Origin of the sequence: Bradyrhizobium sp. SEMIA, assembly GCF_014844175.1 — a bacterium.
Classification (GTDB): domain Bacteria; phylum Pseudomonadota; class Alphaproteobacteria; order Rhizobiales; family Xanthobacteraceae; genus Bradyrhizobium; species Bradyrhizobium arachidis.
Genome location: NZ_CP046601.1, coordinates 6996690 through 7012600, shown reverse-complemented (window position 1 = coordinate 7012600; position 15911 = coordinate 6996690). Strand labels below are relative to the sequence as shown.

Sequence of the window (15911 nt, the reverse complement as noted above, 5' to 3'; positions counted from 1 at the left end):
TCCTCCGGAACGTTCATGCGAATGCGCGGTTTAGATTTGCATTCGATTGGAGGAGGACATCATGAAGAAGCTTGGTTATGTGGTTGCGGCCCTCGGTGCGCTCGTGATCGCGGCGCCGACGCTGGCCAACGCCGAGACGGTGGTGGTCCAGCGCGGTCATCATCACGGCCTGTACGGCGCCCGCGCCGAATACGGCATGCATCGCGACCACGGCTGGCATCGCGGCTGGCACCATCGCGACAAGGTCGTGGTGATCAAGCGCGGCCATCGTCACCACTGGGACTAATGCGCAACGCAACATCGAAATGGCCCCTCCCCGGGGCCATTTCTTTGCGTTCGCGACATGCCCTCGCCTAATCCCACGCCGGCGCAAAACCTGGATTGACGCAGCGCCTGTCCTTGGGCAGCGCGGCGATCTTCCTGCGGTCGGCATCGTCGAGCATGATTTTCAGCGCGTCGAGATTGGCCTGCTGGCTCTCGCGGCGCGAGGCCTTCGGGATCGCGGCGACGCCGTTCTGGTCGAGCAGCCATTTCAACGCGACCTGGGCTGCGGTCGCATTGTGCTTGGCGCCGATCTCTGCCAGCACCGGATCGGAGGCGATGCGCCCCTGCGCCAGCGGACAATAGGCAACCAACGGAATCGACTTGGCGTTGAGATAGGCCAGCACCTTCGATTGATCGAGCATGGCGTGGTATTCGATCTGGTTGCAGGCGATCGGCGCCCTGATGTCCTCGACCGCGATCTTGAGCAGCGCCGTGGTGAAATTGGCTACACCGATCGCCCGCGTGCGCCCTTCCTCCTTCAGCTTCATCAGGGTCTCAAACACCGCGCCCCAGTTCGCTGACTTCGACGGCCAATGCACGAGGTAGAGGTCGACGTGATCGAGCCTCAGCTTCTGCAGACTGGCATCGAAAGCCCGGCGGATGGCGTCTGGGCTGAGATTTTCGTGCCAGACCTTGGTGGTGACATGCAGATCGCCACGCGGCAGCTGGGCGGCGGCAAGCGCGGCGCCGATGGCTTCCTCGTTGGCGTACATCTCGGCGGTGTCGATGTGGCGATAGCCGATCGAAAGCGCGCTCTCGACCGCGGCGCGGCAGGCATCGCCCTGCATGCGGAAGGTGCCGAGGCCGAGCTTGGGCATGCTGATGCCCTGTGTCTTCAGATGATCCATGGGTAAACTCCTGACGTCTTTCGTGCCGCCAGACACGCGGTGGGACCGCGGGGGACAGACTCTTCGGTGATGGAAAAGAGGTGGCGGGAGCGAGCAGTGTAGCGCGTGTGGCGCAAGGCTGCCAATCAAGATCGGGTTAGTTTTCCCTCGCCGTCATGCCCGGGCTTGTCCCGGGCATCCACGTTCTTCGTGCCAGGCAAGACGTGGATGGCCGGGTCAAGCCCGGCCATGACGACGGAGAGACTGCACGCCCCTCACGAATGCTGCGCCACCACGGCAGGGCGCGCCTGCGGCTGCGGCTCGATGTCGACCGACCAGAGGTCGCGGTTGTCGACGTCCTTCAATGTCACGGTCATCACGCCACTGGCGCCGTCGATGTCGACGCGGCCGAAGAACTGCAGGCCGAAGCACGGCGCGAGGTTGTCGCCCTGCGCCTCGCTGCATCCGTACTGGTACATCGCGACCGGGCCAAAGGTGTTGTCGAGCTCGCCCGGGCTCCAGGTGCCGGCATGCAGCGGGCCGGAGACGAACTCCCAGAACGGCTCGAAATCTTGGAACTGCGCCTTGTTCGGATCGTAGTAGTGCGCGGCGGTGTAGTGCATGTCGGCGGTGAGCCAGACGATGTTGCGCACGTCGGCGCGCTTGATCGCACTGAGCAGATCAGCGATCTCGTGCTCGCGCCGGTCGGGTGCGCCGTCGCCAAGCGCGACGGCATCGAGACTGACGAGGCCGATGGGTAGGTCGGCCGCGATCACCTTCCAGGTCGCGCGCGAGGCGGCGAGCTCCCGCTTCAGCCAGGCGAGCTGCTTGGCACCGAGAATCCAGCCGCGATGATCGTCGCCCTTGTTCCAGGTCTCGTCGCGATAGCTGCGCATGTCGATCATGAAGACGTCGAGCAGCGGGCCGTAGCCGATCTTGCGGTAGACCCGGCCCATGCGCGCGCCGATGTCGCGGATCGGCATGAAGTCGAAGAAGGCGCGGCGAGCGCGTGCGACGAGGCGCGGGGTGCCGTCGTCCTCGAAGCCGGCTTCATCGTAGCTGCCGATGGGCGACCAGTCGTTCGTGACCTCGTGGTCGTCCCACTGCGCGAACATCGGCACCTGCGCATGGAAGGCGCGAAAGTGCTCGTCGAGATGGTTGTATTTGTAATTGCCGCGAAACTGCGCCAGCGTGTGGGCGACCTCGGCTTTGTCCTCCGTCACCACATTGCGCCAGGTCTCGCCGTTCGGCAGCTTCTGCTCGGAGGGAATCGCGCAATCGGCGTAGATGTGATCGCCGGAATGGATGAAGAAGTCCGGACGGTTGTCGAGCATAGTGCGATAGCTGCGATAGCCGCCGCGCGAGACGTCGATGCCCCAGCCCTGCCCCGCGACGTCGCCGGACCACACGAACGAGATCGACTGGCCGGCCGCCGGCGCGGTGCGGAAATGGCCGATACGGCTTTCGCCGGCGATGCCGGTCGCGATGTCGTCGAAGCGCACGCGATAGAAGATGTCCTGCCCCACCGGCAGATCGTCGAGCTGCAGCTTTGCGGTGAAGTCGGCGTCGGGCAGCGCATCGCGCGAGACGGATGCAATGATGGTCTTGAAGCTCTCGACGGTGGAGCACTCCAGCTGCATGCGCGCGGGCCGATCCGCGCGCGCCCAGATCACGGCGGAGCCATCGCAGACATCACCGGACTGGATGCCGCCCGCGAGCTGCGGACGATCAGCGGCGCGACTGATCGAAGGCTTCGCAAGCGAGGCGATGGCGAGGCTTGAGGCGGAGCAGACCAGGAATTGCCGCCGGGTCCATGCGCGCGAGGCGCGGAGCGATGCCATTCAGGAGACCTTCGTCGAATCGCGACGGAAGGTGCCTGCGCTCCTTGACTCCGAGCTTACGGTTTCTTGACTCTGCGCCTACGGTTTTGCGACGTGGAGATGACGCATTGAGCGGGAGCCGCAGCGGCGGTCCACTCCCTCGCCCCGTTCTTACGGGGAGAGGTGGGTGAGGGCTCCATCCACACGTGCGATCGTCGCGGGACCTGTCCCCCTCACCCGGAATCCGCGCTACGCGCGAATTCCACCCTCTCCCCGCAAGCGGGCGAGGTAAAGACACAGCGACAGCGCGCCTAGCGCTTCCAGTTGCAGATGCCGCCGGAGCGGCACGGCCAGGTCTGGATGCGGGTGTCCATCGCCTGCGCGTCGAGCGGATTGCCACGGCGATGTGCTAGCTTGGTGCGCGCTGCACCGCGCGGCTCGGCGCTCCTGGCACGCGCGACCTTCGGCTCGGGCACATGTACGCGCTCGGCGGCGACCTTCTTCGGCACATCCATCGGCTCGACACGGGCCTGCGCCTCGTTGCCGCCCTTGGCCTGGAGCGCCACCGGCGCGAACTGCGTCTCGGGCCCGAGCCGCTTCGGCGACAGCACCGCCTTGGAGAGATCGAGGCCGAGATATTCGTCGGGCTTGTAGTCGTCAGCGCGTGCGAGTCCGCCCCATGCGAGCACGAGGGCAACTGCAAAACAAACGCTTTTCAGGACCACGGACGCCTCCTGAAATTGAATTATTAAAGGGGTAATTTACCCCTATTTAGGAGGCGCCGCGTGCAATTCCAGCGGCCGATTGCCGCCGTGGTTAAGAAGTTTGCCGGTGTCAGGCGACTTTTCTTGCCGTTCCCGTACCCTCCAGGAACCCCAGCAGGCGGCTGCGGATGATGGTTTCCGCCTCGCTCATGATGCGATCGACGAGTTCCTTGCAGGTGGGGATGTCGTGGATGAGGCCCGCGACCATGCCGCAGCTCCAGGCGCCCGCGTCCATCTGGCCGTCCAGCATGATTTTTGGATAGACGCCCGCGACCTGGTCGTGGATGTCGTCGATGGAGAGCTTGGCGCCCTTCTCGCGCTCGATCTCGAGCAGGCGATCGACATTGGCGTTCTTGAGGACGCGCTCGGTGTTGCGCAGCGCGCGCATGATCAGGCGCGTGTCGAGCTCGGTGGCGGCGACCAGCGCATTCTTCACGTTCTGATGCACTGGCGCTTCCTTGGTGGCGATGAAGCGCGTGCCCATGTTCATGCCGGCCGCGCCGAGCGAGAGCGCCGCGACGAGGCTGCGCCCATCGGCCATGCCGCCCGAGGCGACGAACGGGATCTTCAATTCCTCCGCCGCACGCGGCAGCAGGATCATGTTCGGAATGTCGTCCTCGCCGGGATGGCCGCCGCACTCGAAACCGTCGACGCTGACGGCGTCGCAGCCGATCTTCTCGGCCTTCAACGAGTGCCGCACCGAGGTGCATTTGTGGATCACCCTGATGCCGGCGGCCTTCAGTGCGGGCATGTATTGTTCCGGACTGCGGCCCGCGGTCTCCACCGCCTTGATGCCGCCTTCGACGATGGCCGCGATATATTCCGGATAAGGCGGCGCCAAGAACGTCGGCAGGAAGGTGAGGTTTACGCCGAACGGCTTGTCGGTCATGTCACGGCAGCGCGCGATCTCCTTCGCGAGCAGCTCCGGCGTCTTCTGTGTGAGACCGGTGATGATGCCAAGCCCGCCGGCATTGGAGACGGCGGCAGCCAGCTCGGCAAAAGCCGACGAAATGCATGCCGCCCTGGATGATCGGGTGCTCGATGCCGAACAGTTCGGTAATCGCGGTCTTCACGTAGGTCCTCCTCCCGGAATTTGCTCAGGTTGATTTCAGTCTAGCCGGACTTTTGCGCCGCGGTCACCATTTCTCTCCGAACGGGCGGATCTCCATCTCGAAGGTCCAGGCACTCTTCGGCTGCTGGTAGAGCTGCCAATAGGAGTCGGCCACAGCCGACGGCGGCATCAAGAGGTCGGGATTGTCGAGCGCATTCGGGCCGAGCGCTTCGAGCCGGCGCTGCCGCACCCATTCGGTGTCGACGCCGGAATCGATGATGAGATGGGCGACGTGGATGTTCTTCGGCCCGAGCTCGCGCGCCATCGCCTGCGCCACGGCGCGGAGACCGAACTTCGCGCTGGCGAAGGCGGCAAAGCCGCTGCCGCCGCGCAAGCTCGCAGTCGCGCCGGTGAAGAAGATGTTGCCGCCGCCGCGCGGCAGCATCAGCCGCGCCGCTTCACGGCCGGCGAGGAAGCCGGAATAGCAGGCCATCTCCCAGACTTTGCGGAAAACGCGTTCGGTGGTGTCGAGGATCGGAAAGTTGACGTTGGCACCGACGTTGAAGATGCAGACTTCGAGCGGCGCATGCTTGTCGGCATCGTCGAGAAAGGAGATGACTTCCTCCTCCTTGCGCGCATCGAGCGAGCGCGCGTGGATCTCGCCGCCGGCAACTTCGATATCCTTCACCAGCGGCACGAGCTTGTCGCCGTTGCGCCGGCCGGCGAAAATCGAAAAGCCCTCTGCGGCAAATTTCTTGGCGATCTCCGAACCGATGAAATCGCCGGCGCCGATCACGGCCGCTGTCGCGTTTCGCTTGGGCAAGGTCGCCTCCTCCGGGCAAGACACGTGATTGGGCCGGAGGCTATAATCCCAACATAGAGCCGTCAAATACCCACGAGCTCAATGTCGCGCCGGCGCATGCAGATCGATCGGCCGCAGCACGGCCGCGGTGGGGATCATCAGCACCGCAACGATCGCAAGCGTCCAGAACACGTCGATATAGGCGAGGAAGTCGACCTGCTGCTGCAAGGTGCGGCCGACCCAGGCCACCGCCTGTGACGCCGCATCGCTCGCATTCGAGCCCTGGGCCTGGAAGTAGCGCGTCATGGCGTCGATGGTCTGCTGATAGCCGAGATCGGACGGTGCGGCGTGCTCGATCAGACGGCTCTGATGGAATTGCTGGCGCTGCGCCAAAATGGTCTGCGCCAGCGCAACGCCCATGGATCCTCCGATGTTGCGGGCGACGTTGATCAAGGCAGAAGCCTGGTTGGTCTTGTCCGGCGGCACGCCGTCATAGGAGGCGGTCGTCACCGGCAGGAACAGGAAAGGAAGACCTATCGCGAGGAAGATGCGCGACAATGCCGCATAGCCGTAGGTGATGTCGCCGCTGAGCCCGGTGAGATGCCACATCGAGAACGCGACGACCGCAGCGCCGAACATGATGAGATATTTCGGCTGCACGGTGCTGATGAGGCGACCGACCACCGGCATCAGCACCAGCGTCGCGACGCCGCCGGGCGACAGCGCAAGTCCGGCCAGCATGGCCGTGTAGTTCAATTCGGTCTGGAGCAGTTGCGGCAGAAGCTGCGTGGTCGAGATCAGCACCGCACCGGTGCCGAGCATGACCAGGAAGCAGGCGCCGAACTGGCGCCGGCCGAGCAGACGGAGGTCGACGATGGGATCCTCGCGCGTCAGCTCCCACGGGATCAGCGCGAGCAGCGACACCGCCGCCAGCACCGCGAAGACGATGATCATGTTCGAGCCGAACCAGTCGTTGCGCTGGCCTTCATCGAGAACGTATTCGAGCGAGCCCAGCCCGATTGCGACGAGTGCGAAACCGACATAATCGACCCGCAGGCCCTTGCTCAGCAGCTTCTGCCTCTCTTCCTCCGCGCCCGAGGGCTCCTTGACCAGCGTGCCGACCAGGAATAGCGAGAGCAGGCCCATCGGCACGTTGATCAGGAACACCCAGTGCCAGCTGTAGGTGTCGGTGATCCAGCCGCCGAGCGTCGGGCCGATCACCGGCGCGACCACGACGGCGACGCCGTAGATCGCAAAGGCCTGGCCGCGCTTGTGCGGCGGGAAGGAGTCGGCGAGGATCGCCTGCTCGCTGGTCGCCATGCCGCCGCCACCGAGGCCCTGGAGAATCCGGAACAGCACCAGCGCCTCCAGATTCCAGGCAAAGCCGCACAGCAGCGATGCCACCGTGAACGTCGCCACGCACATCATGTAGAAGCGCTTGCGGCCGATCACGGTCGACAGCCAGCCCGAGATCGACAGCACGATGGCATTCGCAACGAGATAGCTGGTGATGACGTAGGTGCTCTCGTCGAGGCCCACCGCGAGCCCGCCGGCGATGTGGCGCAGCGCGACATTGGCAATGGTGGTGTCGAGCACCTCCATGAAGGTCGCGATCGAGACCACGAAGGCGATCAGATAGGGATTGTGTCCACCGGCCGCCGAGCGCTCCGGCGACCAGCCTCCGGCGCCCTCTTGCGTGGCGTCGGTCATCGCACCCTGGTCCAGGGCACGACCGACATGCCGGGACCGACAGGCAGATCGGCCGGCCAGTTGTCGACCACGATCTTCACCGGCACGCGCTGCACCACCTTGACGTAATTGCCGGTGGCGTTCTCCGCCGGCAGCAGACTGAACGCGGTGCCGGAGCCCGGCTGCACGGAATCGACATGGCCGGTCAGCTTGCGCCCGGGATAGGCGTCGATGCGGATCTCGACGGGCTGGCCCGGACGCATGTCGTTGAGCTGCGTCTCCTTGTAGTTGGCGACGATCCAGACCTCGTCCGGCACGAACATCATCAGGCTCTGGCCTGCCGTGACGAAGGTGCCCTTGGCGCCCGACAGCTTGACCACGCGGCCGGACTGCGCCGCGACGACGCTGGTGTATTGCAGATTCAGCTTGGCCTGATCGAGCTGCGCCTGCGATTGCTCCAGTTGTGCCTTGGCGCCTTCGAGCTGCGCCTGCAGCGTCTTGATGCCGACCTGCGCGGTCGTGACCGCGGTCTTGGCGCGCTCGGTATTGGCCTGCTGCGCCTGAAGGTCGGAGCGCGTCTGCTGCTGGCGCTGCACGGTGCCGGCGCCCTTCTCGACCAGATCTTCCGCGCGCTTGAACTCCTCTTGCGCGAATTGGAGCTGGGCCTGCGCCTGATCGAGCTGGGCCTGAGCCTGCTTGATCTGCTCCTCCTGGGAGACGATCTGCGCCTCGACATTGGCGATGTTGGCCTTGGAGACTTCAACCTGAGCCGTAGCCTGATCGACCGCGATCCGGTAGTCGCGCTCGTCGATCTTCGCCAGCAGATCGCCGGCCTTGACATGCTGGTTGTCGGTAACCGGCACGTCGGTCACGTAGCCGCCGACCTTCGATGCCACGGAAAAGCTGCGCGCCGCGACGAAGGCGTCGTCGGTGGATTCGTAGTGGCGGACCTCGAGCCAATAGAGCACGCCGCCGACGAGGGCTGCGATCAGCACGACGGTGCCGACACTTGCCAGCAGCCAATGCTCACGCAGCCGGTCGCGCAGCGATGGCGTCTGCGCCGACTTCTGGCCGTCGGCGTCGCGGGTCTGATCAGGAGGGGTTTTCGGAGCCTCCTTCGCCCTCTGCGGCTGCTCCGCGGACGGATCGCGCTGCCGTGTCTGAGCATCCACGGTGAACACCTTTCTTGCGGACTAAACCGGCGGGAGAGCAGAGACGAGCAGCTCGCGCACTGCGAGCCTAACCGCAGCGCTGAGGCATGGTTCCGGCTTTAAAGAAGCTCACCGCCATTCGTGATTGCATCGCTCAAAAAACAAGCGCGGCACTCTCGGTGCCGCGCTTGTCTGAAGTGTCGGTAAGACGAACTTGCTCAGTGCGTCTTGGTCTCATGCCATTTCTCGAGATCGGGCTTCACCTTGCCCGACCCCTGCTCCTTCTCCGGAGTGCCCTTCCAGGGCGTGTCCGTTTGACTGTGCGAGCCCCAGTCATTCTGCTGCCGGGGATCGTCGTTGGGTCGTTCCTTGCTCATCGCAGGCTCCTTCGCTGGATGCTATGCGAAGGGAACGCCGTAATAGGAGTTGATGCCGCGAACCGCGGCGTCGTCACCCCAGTTCCAGTCGCTCCGATCGCCGTATTTCGGCGCGCCTTCCAGCTCCTTGGTGGTGATGCCGGTGACATAGCCGCCGAGCTCCGTGTCGTATTTGAGCGACTGCCAGGGCAAGGGATAGTGATCATTGCCGAGCCCCAGGAAGCCGCCGAAGCCGAGCACGGCGTAGGACACCTTGCCGCTGACCTTGTCGATCATCACACGCTCGATCGAGCCGATCCGGTTGCGATCCGCGCCATAGACCGATGTTCCCTCGACCTTGTCGCTGCCGATCAACCGGCCCATCTCGCCGCGGTCCAGTTCGCCTTGATTCAACATATCAATTCTCCACTCTGCCAATGTGTGAACCAACCGCACAGGCGAGCGATCGTTCCGGCACGCAACCTGCCCAACATTCAGGAACATCGCCGGAAACGCGCGGTTCTCTAACGTCACACCGAGAGAAACCGGAAGCCGCCTCGATGTCCCAGACCGTCTCCGACTTCATCGTCCAGCGCCTGCATCAATGGGGCGTGCGGCACTTGTTCGGTTATCCCGGCGACGGCATCAACGGCGTGTTCGGCGCGCTGAACCGGGCGGACGGCAAGATCGGCTTCGTGCAGGCGCGGCACGAAGAGATGGCCGCGTTCATGGCAACCGCTTATGCGAAGTTCTCGGGCGAGCTCGGCGTCTGCATCGCGACCTCGGGCCCGGGCGCCTCGCATCTCATCACCGGCCTCTATGATGCGCTGCTCGATCACCAGCCGGTGCTGGCGATCGTCGGCCAGCAGGCACGCGATGCGCTGGGCGGGAACTACCAGCAGGAACTCGACCTCGTCTCGATGTTCAAGGACGTTGCCGGCGCCTATGTCATGCAGGCGTCCTCGCCCGCGCAGGTGCGGCACCTGATCGATCGCGCGGTGCGGACTGCATTGGCCCGGCGTGCTCCCACCGCGATCATCCTGCCCAACGATCTCCAGGAAGAGCCCTACGAAAGCCCGCCCCGTGCGCACGGCACGCTGCATTCCAGCGTCGGCTACAATGCGCCCAGCATCTTGCCGCGCGACGCCGATCTCGACCGCGCCGCGGAGGTGCTCAACGCCGGCAAGAAGGTCGCGATGCTCGTCGGCGCGGCGCGCTCCACGCGACCGACGAGGTCATCGCGGTCGCCGACCGCTTGTCGGCTGGCTGCGCCAAGGCGCTGCTCGGCAAGGCGGCGCTGCCGGACGATCTGCCTTGGGTGACCGGCGCGATCGGGCTGCTCGGCACCGAGCCCAGCTACAACATGATGATGGGCTGCGACACGCTGCTGATGGTCGGCTCCGCCTTTCCCTATGCCGAATTCCTGCCCAAGGAAGGCGCTGCGCGCGGCGTGCAGATCGACATCGACGCCAGCATGATGTCGATCCGCTTTCCCATGGAAGTCGGCCTCGTCGGCGATGCCGCAGAGACCTTGCGCGCGCTGCTGCCGCGGCTCGCGCCGAAGGCCGATGGAGCCTGGCGCAAGGGGATCGAAGAGGACCTCGCAAAATGGTGGAAGACGCTGGACGACCGCGCGCATCAGCCAGCCGCGCCGGTCAATCCGCAACTGGTCGCCTGGGAATTGTCCCCGCGCCTGCCTGACCGCGCCATCATCACCAGCGATTCCGGATCCTGCGCCAACTGGTTCGCGCGCGATCTGAAGATACGCCGCGGCATGATCGCCTCGCTCTCGGGCGGCCTCGCCTCGATGGGCGCCGCGGTGCCTTATGCGCTTGCCGCGAAATACGCCCATCCGGACCGGCCGGTGATTGCGCTGGTCGGCGACGGCGCGATGCAGATGAACAACATGGCCGAGCTGATCACGGCCGCGAAATACTGGCGCTCCTGGCGCGACCCGCGCTTCATCGTCTGCGTCTTCAACAACGAGGATCTCAACCAGGTCACCTGGGAGCAGCGCATCATCAACGGCGATCCTAAGTTCGAGGCCTCGCAGCGCATTCCCGACGTGTCCTATTCCCGCTTCGCCGAGATGATCGGCCTCACCGGCATCTTCGTGGACAGTCCGCAGCTGCTCGGCTCGGCCTGGGATCAGGCGCTGGCGAGCGAGAGGCCCGTCGTGCTGGAGGTGAAGACCGATCCCGAGGTGCCGCCGCTGCCGCCGCACATCACGCTCCAGCAGGCCAAGAACTTCTCGCTCGCGCTGATGAAGGGCGATCCGAACGAGAGCAGCGTCATCAAGGGCGCGGCACGGCAGGTGCTCGAAACCATCCTGCCCGGAAAGGAGTGAACCATGAGCGATTTCCGCGATATCCAGCATGGCGTCAACGACCCCGTCGATGGCGTCGACGTGAAGCAGCACTTCAACGACAACAAGACGCCCCACGAGCGCGCACAACACCATGCCGACGTGCGTGCAGAGCCTTCGGCCTCGCCAAGCGAGCCGTTTCTGCCCGAGCGGCTGCGGCGCAAGCCGACCGATCCGATCAATCCGCGCACCGGCCGCAACCCCACCGATTAGCCGTTAGGAACCTCGGCCCCAGCGGTGGGTTGGTCGGCGCAACGTCGCGCGGCGGGAGGCTGCGCGCCCACATCGGAGAGATCGGACCATGAAACGGACCATCGTCGCCATCGCCTGCGTGCTGCTTGCAGGCCCCGCGCTCGCCCAGTCGCTGGGCGAGAAGACCGGGGTCAATTCGGCACTCGGCGTCGCGCCCACCACAGCCGACTTCGTCAAGGAGGTGGCGATCAGCGACATGTTCGAGATCGAATCGAGCAAGCTCGCCGAGCAGAAGGGCAATGCGCAGGAGAAGGCCTTCGCCCAGCAGATGGTGACGGACCACACCAAGACCAGCGGCGAGCTGAAGGGCCTGGTCAGCGGCGGCAAGGTGCAGGCGACGCTGCCGACGGCGCTCGACAGCTCGCACCAGAGCAAGCTCGACAAGCTCAAGGGCGCGACGGGCAAGGATTTCAGCTCGGACTACAATTCCTACCAGGTCAGCGCCCACGAGGACGCCGTGTCGCTGTTCGAACGCTATGCCAAGGGCGGCGACAATTCCGCGCTGAAGGACTGGGCCGGCAAGACCCTGCCGGCACTCAAGCACCATCTCGACATGGCCAAGGAGCTCGGCAAGGCCCCGAGCGTCGGTCAGTCGAAGTAACCATCTTCTGATGGACGCCGGCCCTTGCGGTCCTCCCCGTTAGCAACGATGCCGGTCTCGGCGGATTGATCTCAAAATCGCGGAGACCATCGTGGCACAGCAAGACAAGACCTCACTCACCCGCCGGCACGTCGTTCACGCCGCGAGCACAACGCTCGCGGCGGCTTCGCTGGCGTCTTCGTCAGTGAAAGGAGAGACATCCATGGCCGAGCAGAAGCTGATCGACCCCGTCATCCGCTATCCGAAGCCACCGTTCAAGAAGCAGTCGCAGCCCTGGCCGGGTCTTGCCGGCAAGATGGAGCCGCGCCCCGATCATGGCGAGACCAGCTACAAGGGCTCCGGCCGCCTTGCCGGCCGCAGGGCGCTGATCACCGGCGGCGACTCCGGCATGGGCCGCGCCGCCGCGATCGCCTATGCGCGCGAAGGCGCCGACATCGCCATCAACTATTTCCCGACCGAGGAGGCAGATGCGCAGGACGTGATCGCGCTGATCAAGAAGGAAGGCCGCAGCGGCGTTGCCATCCCCGGCGATCTCCGCGACGAGGCTTTCTGCAAGACGCTGGTCGAGCAGGCCGTACAGCAGCTGGGCGGGCTCGATATCGTGGTTTGTAACGCCGCACGCCAACAGAGCCGCGAGTCGATCGTCGATGTATCGTCCGAGGATTTCGACGCGACCATGAAGACGAATATCTACGCGCCATTCTGGATCATCAAGGCGGCGCTGCCGCATCTGGGGCCCGGGTCCTGCATCATCGGCACGACCTCCGAGCAGGCTTACGATCCGTCTCCGGAGCTCTACGATTACGCGCAGACCAAGGCGGCGACGATGAACTACGTGAAGTCGCTGGCCAAGCAGCTCGGCCCGAAAGGCATCCGCGTCAACGGCGTCGCGCCGGGCCCGATCTGGACGCCCCTGCAGGTCTCCGGCGGCGCATCGATGGAGAAGCTCGAGAAGTTCGGCGGCATGACTCCGCTCGGGCGCCCCGGCCAGCCTGCCGAGCTCGCGTCCATTTACGTGCAACTGGCCGCGGCGGACGCAAGCTACGCGACCGGTCAGGTGTATGGATCCGCCGGCGGATCAGGTCAGCCATAGCCTCGGCGCCGCGGGCCGATGACAGGTAAAAGCCAGGAACGATCGCCGCCTTCCTGGTTTACATAACTGTCACAAAGGAACCACCGCCTGCGGACCGATGGCGCTCGCAACTGTCAAACCTACCCGGATCGATACAGCGATCGCGAACGAGATCGCGGACCACACCAACCCAGGGCTTGAGCACGCTGCCGAGACGTTGACGTGGGGCGCCGACGAGCACGTGCTGCTCGCACTCGCCGCGGCAGGATGGCTCTACACAAGGCTGCGGCAACCGCAGGAGCGCCGCCTTGCCGATCACGTGCTGATGGTGTCGATGGCGACAGCCGTGCTGCCGCACGTCCTGAAGTCAGTGTTCAATCAGACGAGACCGGACCGGCTGACAGTGCGCGGCCATCGGCGCGGCATTCCCTTTTCCGGACGATCCCGGGACGCATTTCCCTCAGGTCACGCCGTGCATATGGGGGCACTCGCCTCCGCCGCCGGCCTGTTGTCGCCGGCGCGGCGCCGGGTGGCGCGGGAAAGAGCTGTCCATCACCGGTTTGACGCGGCCCTCGCGCAAAAGCGGCATCCACTTTCTGCTCGGATTGCCGGCCACCATTGCCGCCTTCGCGGTATGGCTCGTGGTCGCCTTCGGCCTGCTCGCGGGCTTCGGAGGTGCGGCGTGATGCTCGTCAAGCTGTCGTCCGCCTCGCTCAAGCAGACGCGCTGGTACGAATACGGCATTCGCTTCCTGTTCGGAGGCCTGGCCACGGTTTTCGCTGGCCTCGTCAGCGCGCGCTTCGGCGTCGCCGTTGGCGGGCTGTTCCTCGCGCTCCCCGCCGTCCTCTGCGCCAGTGCGACGCTCATCGAGAGCCATGAGCGCCGCGCCAAGGAGAAGACCGGCCTCAGTGGGCGGCGACGCGGGCAGCAGGCCGCAGCGCTGGACGCTGCGGGGGCCGCTCTTGGAAGCATTGGTCTTGTGGCGTTCGCTTCTGTCTTTTACGCCCTGGTTCCGGCGAGTGTGGTCGGCGCATTCGCCGCCGCCTTTCTGGTGTGGGCTGCCGTCGCGGTGGCGGCGTGGTCGCTGAGGCGGACGCTTCGCATCACCTCCGGCCGCAGACAGTCCGAACGCCGGGCGTGATCAGCGAGGAGCCGTAGCCTCTTCTCGTAACATCAGGAAACCGTACATCTCGGCGGCGGTCTGAAGCTGATCGAGGCGCGCGAGAACCGAGTCGCGCAGGTGTCCGTCCGGCAAGCCGGACAGCTCATGCTCGAGCCGCAGCCTGTGCGCATCGAGGCGTTGCTCGAATGTGTGCGGCTCAGATCGTCTTCGCATCGTCCGTCCTCGGCGGTTGCAGGCCGGGGCTGTTGGCCCAGCGCTCGACCTGTTCGATGACCTTCTGGTGGCTCGGACGCACCGGCTTGGGGGCTTCGGGCTCCTCGGAAAGCTTGCGGGGTAACCTGACGTCCTGTGTCATGGCTTCTCTCCCTTTCAAAGAGAATGCGCCATCGCACGAGTCGTTTCAACGTAACTTATTGATTTTACTGATGTTTCTTACTAATTTGATGATTTTTCCGACTCTTGTGGAACTCCAGACAAGTTCGTTCATTGAGTAAACTACTCAACTTACACATTTTGCGTGATCGACCATGAACGACCTTCGCGCCGAGCGCCTTCAGGTCATGCTCTCGCCGGAAGAGTTGGCCGCCGTTGACGATTTCCGGTTCAAACACCGTATGCCCACGCGTGCAGCAGCGGTCCGCGAACTACTCAAGTTCGGACTGGCCGCCCTCGGCGTTGACGCCGTGGCTGGCGTGAAATCGAGCAGCTTCGGCGTGTTCGGCCGCGGCCCTGAGGGCCACACTCAGGGCGAGCCTGACACCGGCAAGGACGACTAATCCAACGTCCTACTCGCAAGCAAAACGGCCCCGGCACGGGAGTGCCGGGGCGTCCTTGGAGATTGCTTCCGGCGCACCGGGGGCATGACAGCCGGAAGCAACCCGTCGACTCTTCGCGCGGGGATTCGTTCCTCGCGCTATTTTTGCAGCATGATCTTTCCGGAAAACCGCTTCACAGTTTTCCGGATCGTGCTCTAGCCGCTCGGTGCGGAGCCGGAATCATCCGGCGTCATGCCCGAGCCCGGCGTCTTGCTGTTGTCGTTAAGCTTGGGATCGCGCGTCGCTTCACGCGACGGCGAGCCCTTCGGATTCGTTTTTTGGGGATCCGTCTTGTGCACGGTCTGTGCGCGCTGCTTGTCGCTGGGCTGGTCTTCAGCGCGCTTATCCCTAACGATGCCGTGGTCGGAATGCGCCATGATGTCCTCTCGCTTCTCCGATGTCTCGAAGCGCTTACGCACCGCGGCGCCGAATGTTCCGGCGTGGCACTAACTGTGCGCGGCGTGGACCGCGACCGATGCCTTCTCCAGATGCACCTGCCGAACGGTCGTCACCGTCGCGAACGCGACCGAGACGCCGAAGGCGAGAATGAGTGAAAGCAGAGCCAGACGTGGAGCCATCGCAAAACCTCCTTCCGGAATCGGAAAAATCAACGCGATCGACTGTTGCTCAATGATCCCAAATTGGTCGCTTGCATTCCGTGAGCGGTCTCACACGCGGATCCACGAAGCGGAGAGTTACTTACGCACTTCGCGTTTGAGGGGTCCGGATCGTAACGGGCGGGATTTCGCCATCAAGCCAATCCTGCTCGTTGGCGAGCGCCGTCCAGGCGTCCGCCATGCGTGAGTAACGCTTGTGGGCAGGTTGTCCCTCCGCTCGCTCGGCGAGCTGAAGACAGTTGTCCGCGTTATCCCTGAAGATGTCAGACTGTTTCATCACAA

18 protein-coding genes and 3 pseudogenes are annotated in these 15911 nt (G+C 64.6%); 8 read left to right on the top strand and 13 right to left on the bottom strand.

The annotated features are described in order from the left end of the window. Positions 1-61 precede the first annotated feature (61 nt). Positions 62-286: a hypothetical protein gene (locus tag FOM02_RS34010; RefSeq protein WP_027558271.1), complete on the top strand. Its 225-nt coding sequence runs from the start codon at positions 62-64 to the stop codon at positions 284-286. A gap of 67 nt (positions 287-353) precedes the next feature. On the opposite strand, the gene FOM02_RS34005 is transcribed toward FOM02_RS34010, so the two are convergent. The 9 genes and pseudogenes from FOM02_RS34005 to FOM02_RS33965 form a co-directional block, all read right to left on the bottom strand. After that, on the bottom strand, positions 354-1172 hold the full coding sequence (locus FOM02_RS34005; RefSeq protein ID WP_027558270.1) for an aldo/keto reductase: 819 nt from the start codon (positions 1170-1172) through the stop codon (positions 354-356). 254 nt (positions 1173-1426) lie between these two features. Further along, positions 1427-2992, bottom strand: a complete 1566-nt coding sequence (locus tag FOM02_RS34000) for an alkaline phosphatase D family protein (protein WP_027558269.1) — start codon at positions 2990-2992, stop codon at positions 1427-1429. Between the two features lie 290 nt (positions 2993-3282). Continuing rightward, on the bottom strand, positions 3283-3696 hold the full coding sequence (locus FOM02_RS33995; protein ID WP_027558268.1) for a hypothetical protein: 414 nt from the start codon (positions 3694-3696) through the stop codon (positions 3283-3285). Positions 3697-3805: 109 nt separating this feature from the next. Beyond that, positions 3806-4808, bottom strand: a pseudogene (locus tag FOM02_RS33990) (NAD(P)H-dependent flavin oxidoreductase). A 63-nt stretch (positions 4809-4871) separates the two neighbouring features. Further along, positions 4872-5609 (bottom strand): SDR family oxidoreductase, encoded by a 738-nt coding sequence (locus FOM02_RS33985; protein WP_027558266.1) that lies wholly within the window; start codon positions 5607-5609, stop codon positions 4872-4874. Between the two features lie 78 nt (positions 5610-5687). Further along, positions 5688-7298 carry a DHA2 family efflux MFS transporter permease subunit gene (locus FOM02_RS33980; RefSeq protein WP_027558265.1) on the bottom strand — a complete coding sequence of 537 codons (1611 nt, stop codon included), beginning with the start codon at positions 7296-7298 and terminating at the stop codon, positions 5688-5690. Beyond that, positions 7295-8449 (bottom strand): HlyD family secretion protein, encoded by a 1155-nt coding sequence (locus tag FOM02_RS33975; RefSeq protein ID WP_027558264.1) that lies wholly within the window; start codon positions 8447-8449, stop codon positions 7295-7297. Before FOM02_RS33975 ends, FOM02_RS33980 begins: the two co-directional genes overlap by 4 nt. Positions 8450-8646: 197 nt before the next feature. Further along, positions 8647-8805 carry a hypothetical protein gene (locus FOM02_RS33970; RefSeq protein WP_167336523.1) on the bottom strand — a complete coding sequence of 53 codons (159 nt, stop codon included), beginning with the start codon at positions 8803-8805 and terminating at the stop codon, positions 8647-8649. 21 nt (positions 8806-8826) lie between these two features. After that, a complete protein-coding gene (locus FOM02_RS33965; protein ID WP_027558263.1) occupies positions 8827-9201 on the bottom strand; it encodes a PRC-barrel domain-containing protein in 375 nt (124 codons plus the stop codon). Positions 9202-9344: 143 nt separating this feature from the next. Between FOM02_RS33965 and FOM02_RS33960 the strand changes: the two are divergent. The 6 genes and pseudogenes from FOM02_RS33960 to FOM02_RS33935 all read left to right on the top strand — a co-directional run bounded on the left by FOM02_RS33960 (position 9345) and on the right by FOM02_RS33935 (position 14215). Beyond that, positions 9345-11131 (top strand): annotated as a pseudogene (locus tag FOM02_RS33960) (thiamine pyrophosphate-requiring protein). A gap of 3 nt (positions 11132-11134) precedes the next feature. After that, complete coding sequence (locus tag FOM02_RS33955) at positions 11135-11362, top strand: hypothetical protein (RefSeq protein ID WP_027558261.1); 228 nt, start codon at positions 11135-11137, stop codon at positions 11360-11362. A gap of 88 nt (positions 11363-11450) precedes the next feature. After that, entirely contained in the window at positions 11451-12002 is a 552-nt protein-coding gene (locus tag FOM02_RS33950; RefSeq protein ID WP_027558260.1) for a DUF4142 domain-containing protein, read from the top strand. A gap of 202 nt (positions 12003-12204) precedes the next feature. Then, positions 12205-13095: an SDR family oxidoreductase gene (locus tag FOM02_RS33945; protein ID WP_027558259.1), complete on the top strand. Its 891-nt coding sequence runs from the start codon at positions 12205-12207 to the stop codon at positions 13093-13095. Between the two features lie 97 nt (positions 13096-13192). Continuing rightward, positions 13193-13546: pseudogene (locus FOM02_RS33940) on the top strand (phosphatase PAP2 family protein); the annotation flags it as partial. 213 nt (positions 13547-13759) lie between these two features. Then, positions 13760-14215, top strand: coding sequence for a DUF3147 family protein (locus tag FOM02_RS33935; protein ID WP_027558256.1), 456 nt, complete (start codon positions 13760-13762; stop codon positions 14213-14215). Positions 14216-14393: 178 nt separating this feature from the next. On the opposite strand, the gene FOM02_RS33930 is transcribed toward FOM02_RS33935, so the two are convergent. Continuing rightward, positions 14394-14552, bottom strand: coding sequence for a hypothetical protein (locus tag FOM02_RS33930; protein WP_167336524.1), 159 nt, complete (start codon positions 14550-14552; stop codon positions 14394-14396). Positions 14553-14724: 172 nt separating this feature from the next. Between FOM02_RS33930 and FOM02_RS33925 the strand changes: the two genes are divergently transcribed. Next, positions 14725-14973, top strand: a complete 249-nt coding sequence (locus FOM02_RS33925) for a hypothetical protein (RefSeq protein ID WP_027558254.1) — start codon at positions 14725-14727, stop codon at positions 14971-14973. A gap of 194 nt (positions 14974-15167) precedes the next feature. Here FOM02_RS33925 and FOM02_RS33920 read toward each other — a convergent pair whose 3' ends face one another. The 3 genes from FOM02_RS33920 to FOM02_RS33910 all read right to left on the bottom strand — a co-directional run bounded on the left by FOM02_RS33920 (position 15168) and on the right by FOM02_RS33910 (position 15906). Beyond that, complete coding sequence (locus tag FOM02_RS33920; protein WP_027558253.1) at positions 15168-15389, bottom strand: hypothetical protein; 222 nt, start codon at positions 15387-15389, stop codon at positions 15168-15170. Between the two features lie 69 nt (positions 15390-15458). Further along, positions 15459-15590, bottom strand: a complete 132-nt coding sequence (locus FOM02_RS33915; protein WP_265440642.1) for a hypothetical protein — start codon at positions 15588-15590, stop codon at positions 15459-15461. A gap of 121 nt (positions 15591-15711) precedes the next feature. Continuing rightward, positions 15712-15906 (bottom strand): hypothetical protein, encoded by a 195-nt coding sequence (locus FOM02_RS33910; protein ID WP_027558252.1) that lies wholly within the window; start codon positions 15904-15906, stop codon positions 15712-15714. Between the last annotated feature and the right edge of the window lie 5 nt (positions 15907-15911).

Coding starts and splice junctions, on each gene's coding strand:
- FOM02_RS34010 (WP_027558271.1), top strand. CDS start 62: ATGAAGAAGCTTGGTTATGTGGTTGCGGCCCTCGGTGCGCTCGTGATC.
- FOM02_RS34005 (WP_027558270.1), bottom strand. CDS start 1,172: ATGGATCATCTGAAGACACAGGGCATCAGCATGCCCAAGCTCGGCCTC.
- FOM02_RS34000 (WP_027558269.1), bottom strand. CDS start 2,992: ATGGCATCGCTCCGCGCCTCGCGCGCATGGACCCGGCGGCAATTCCTG.
- FOM02_RS33980 (WP_027558265.1), bottom strand. CDS start 7,298: ATGACCGACGCCACGCAAGAGGGCGCCGGAGGCTGGTCGCCGGAGCGC.
- FOM02_RS33970 (WP_167336523.1), bottom strand. CDS start 8,805: ATGAGCAAGGAACGACCCAACGACGATCCCCGGCAGCAGAATGACTGG.
- FOM02_RS33965 (WP_027558263.1), bottom strand. CDS start 9,201: ATGTTGAATCAAGGCGAACTGGACCGCGGCGAGATGGGCCGGTTGATC.
- FOM02_RS33955 (WP_027558261.1), top strand. CDS start 11,135: ATGAGCGATTTCCGCGATATCCAGCATGGCGTCAACGACCCCGTCGAT.
- FOM02_RS33950 (WP_027558260.1), top strand. CDS start 11,451: ATGAAACGGACCATCGTCGCCATCGCCTGCGTGCTGCTTGCAGGCCCC.
- FOM02_RS33945 (WP_027558259.1), top strand. CDS start 12,205: ATGGCCGAGCAGAAGCTGATCGACCCCGTCATCCGCTATCCGAAGCCA.
- FOM02_RS33935 (WP_027558256.1), top strand. CDS start 13,760: ATGCTCGTCAAGCTGTCGTCCGCCTCGCTCAAGCAGACGCGCTGGTAC.
- FOM02_RS33930 (WP_167336524.1), bottom strand. CDS start 14,552: ATGACACAGGACGTCAGGTTACCCCGCAAGCTTTCCGAGGAGCCCGAA.
- FOM02_RS33925 (WP_027558254.1), top strand. CDS start 14,725: ATGAACGACCTTCGCGCCGAGCGCCTTCAGGTCATGCTCTCGCCGGAA.
- FOM02_RS33920 (WP_027558253.1), bottom strand. CDS start 15,389: ATGGCGCATTCCGACCACGGCATCGTTAGGGATAAGCGCGCTGAAGAC.
- FOM02_RS33915 (WP_265440642.1), bottom strand. CDS start 15,590: ATGGCTCCACGTCTGGCTCTGCTTTCACTCATTCTCGCCTTCGGCGTC.
- FOM02_RS33910 (WP_027558252.1), bottom strand. CDS start 15,906: ATGAAACAGTCTGACATCTTCAGGGATAACGCGGACAACTGTCTTCAG.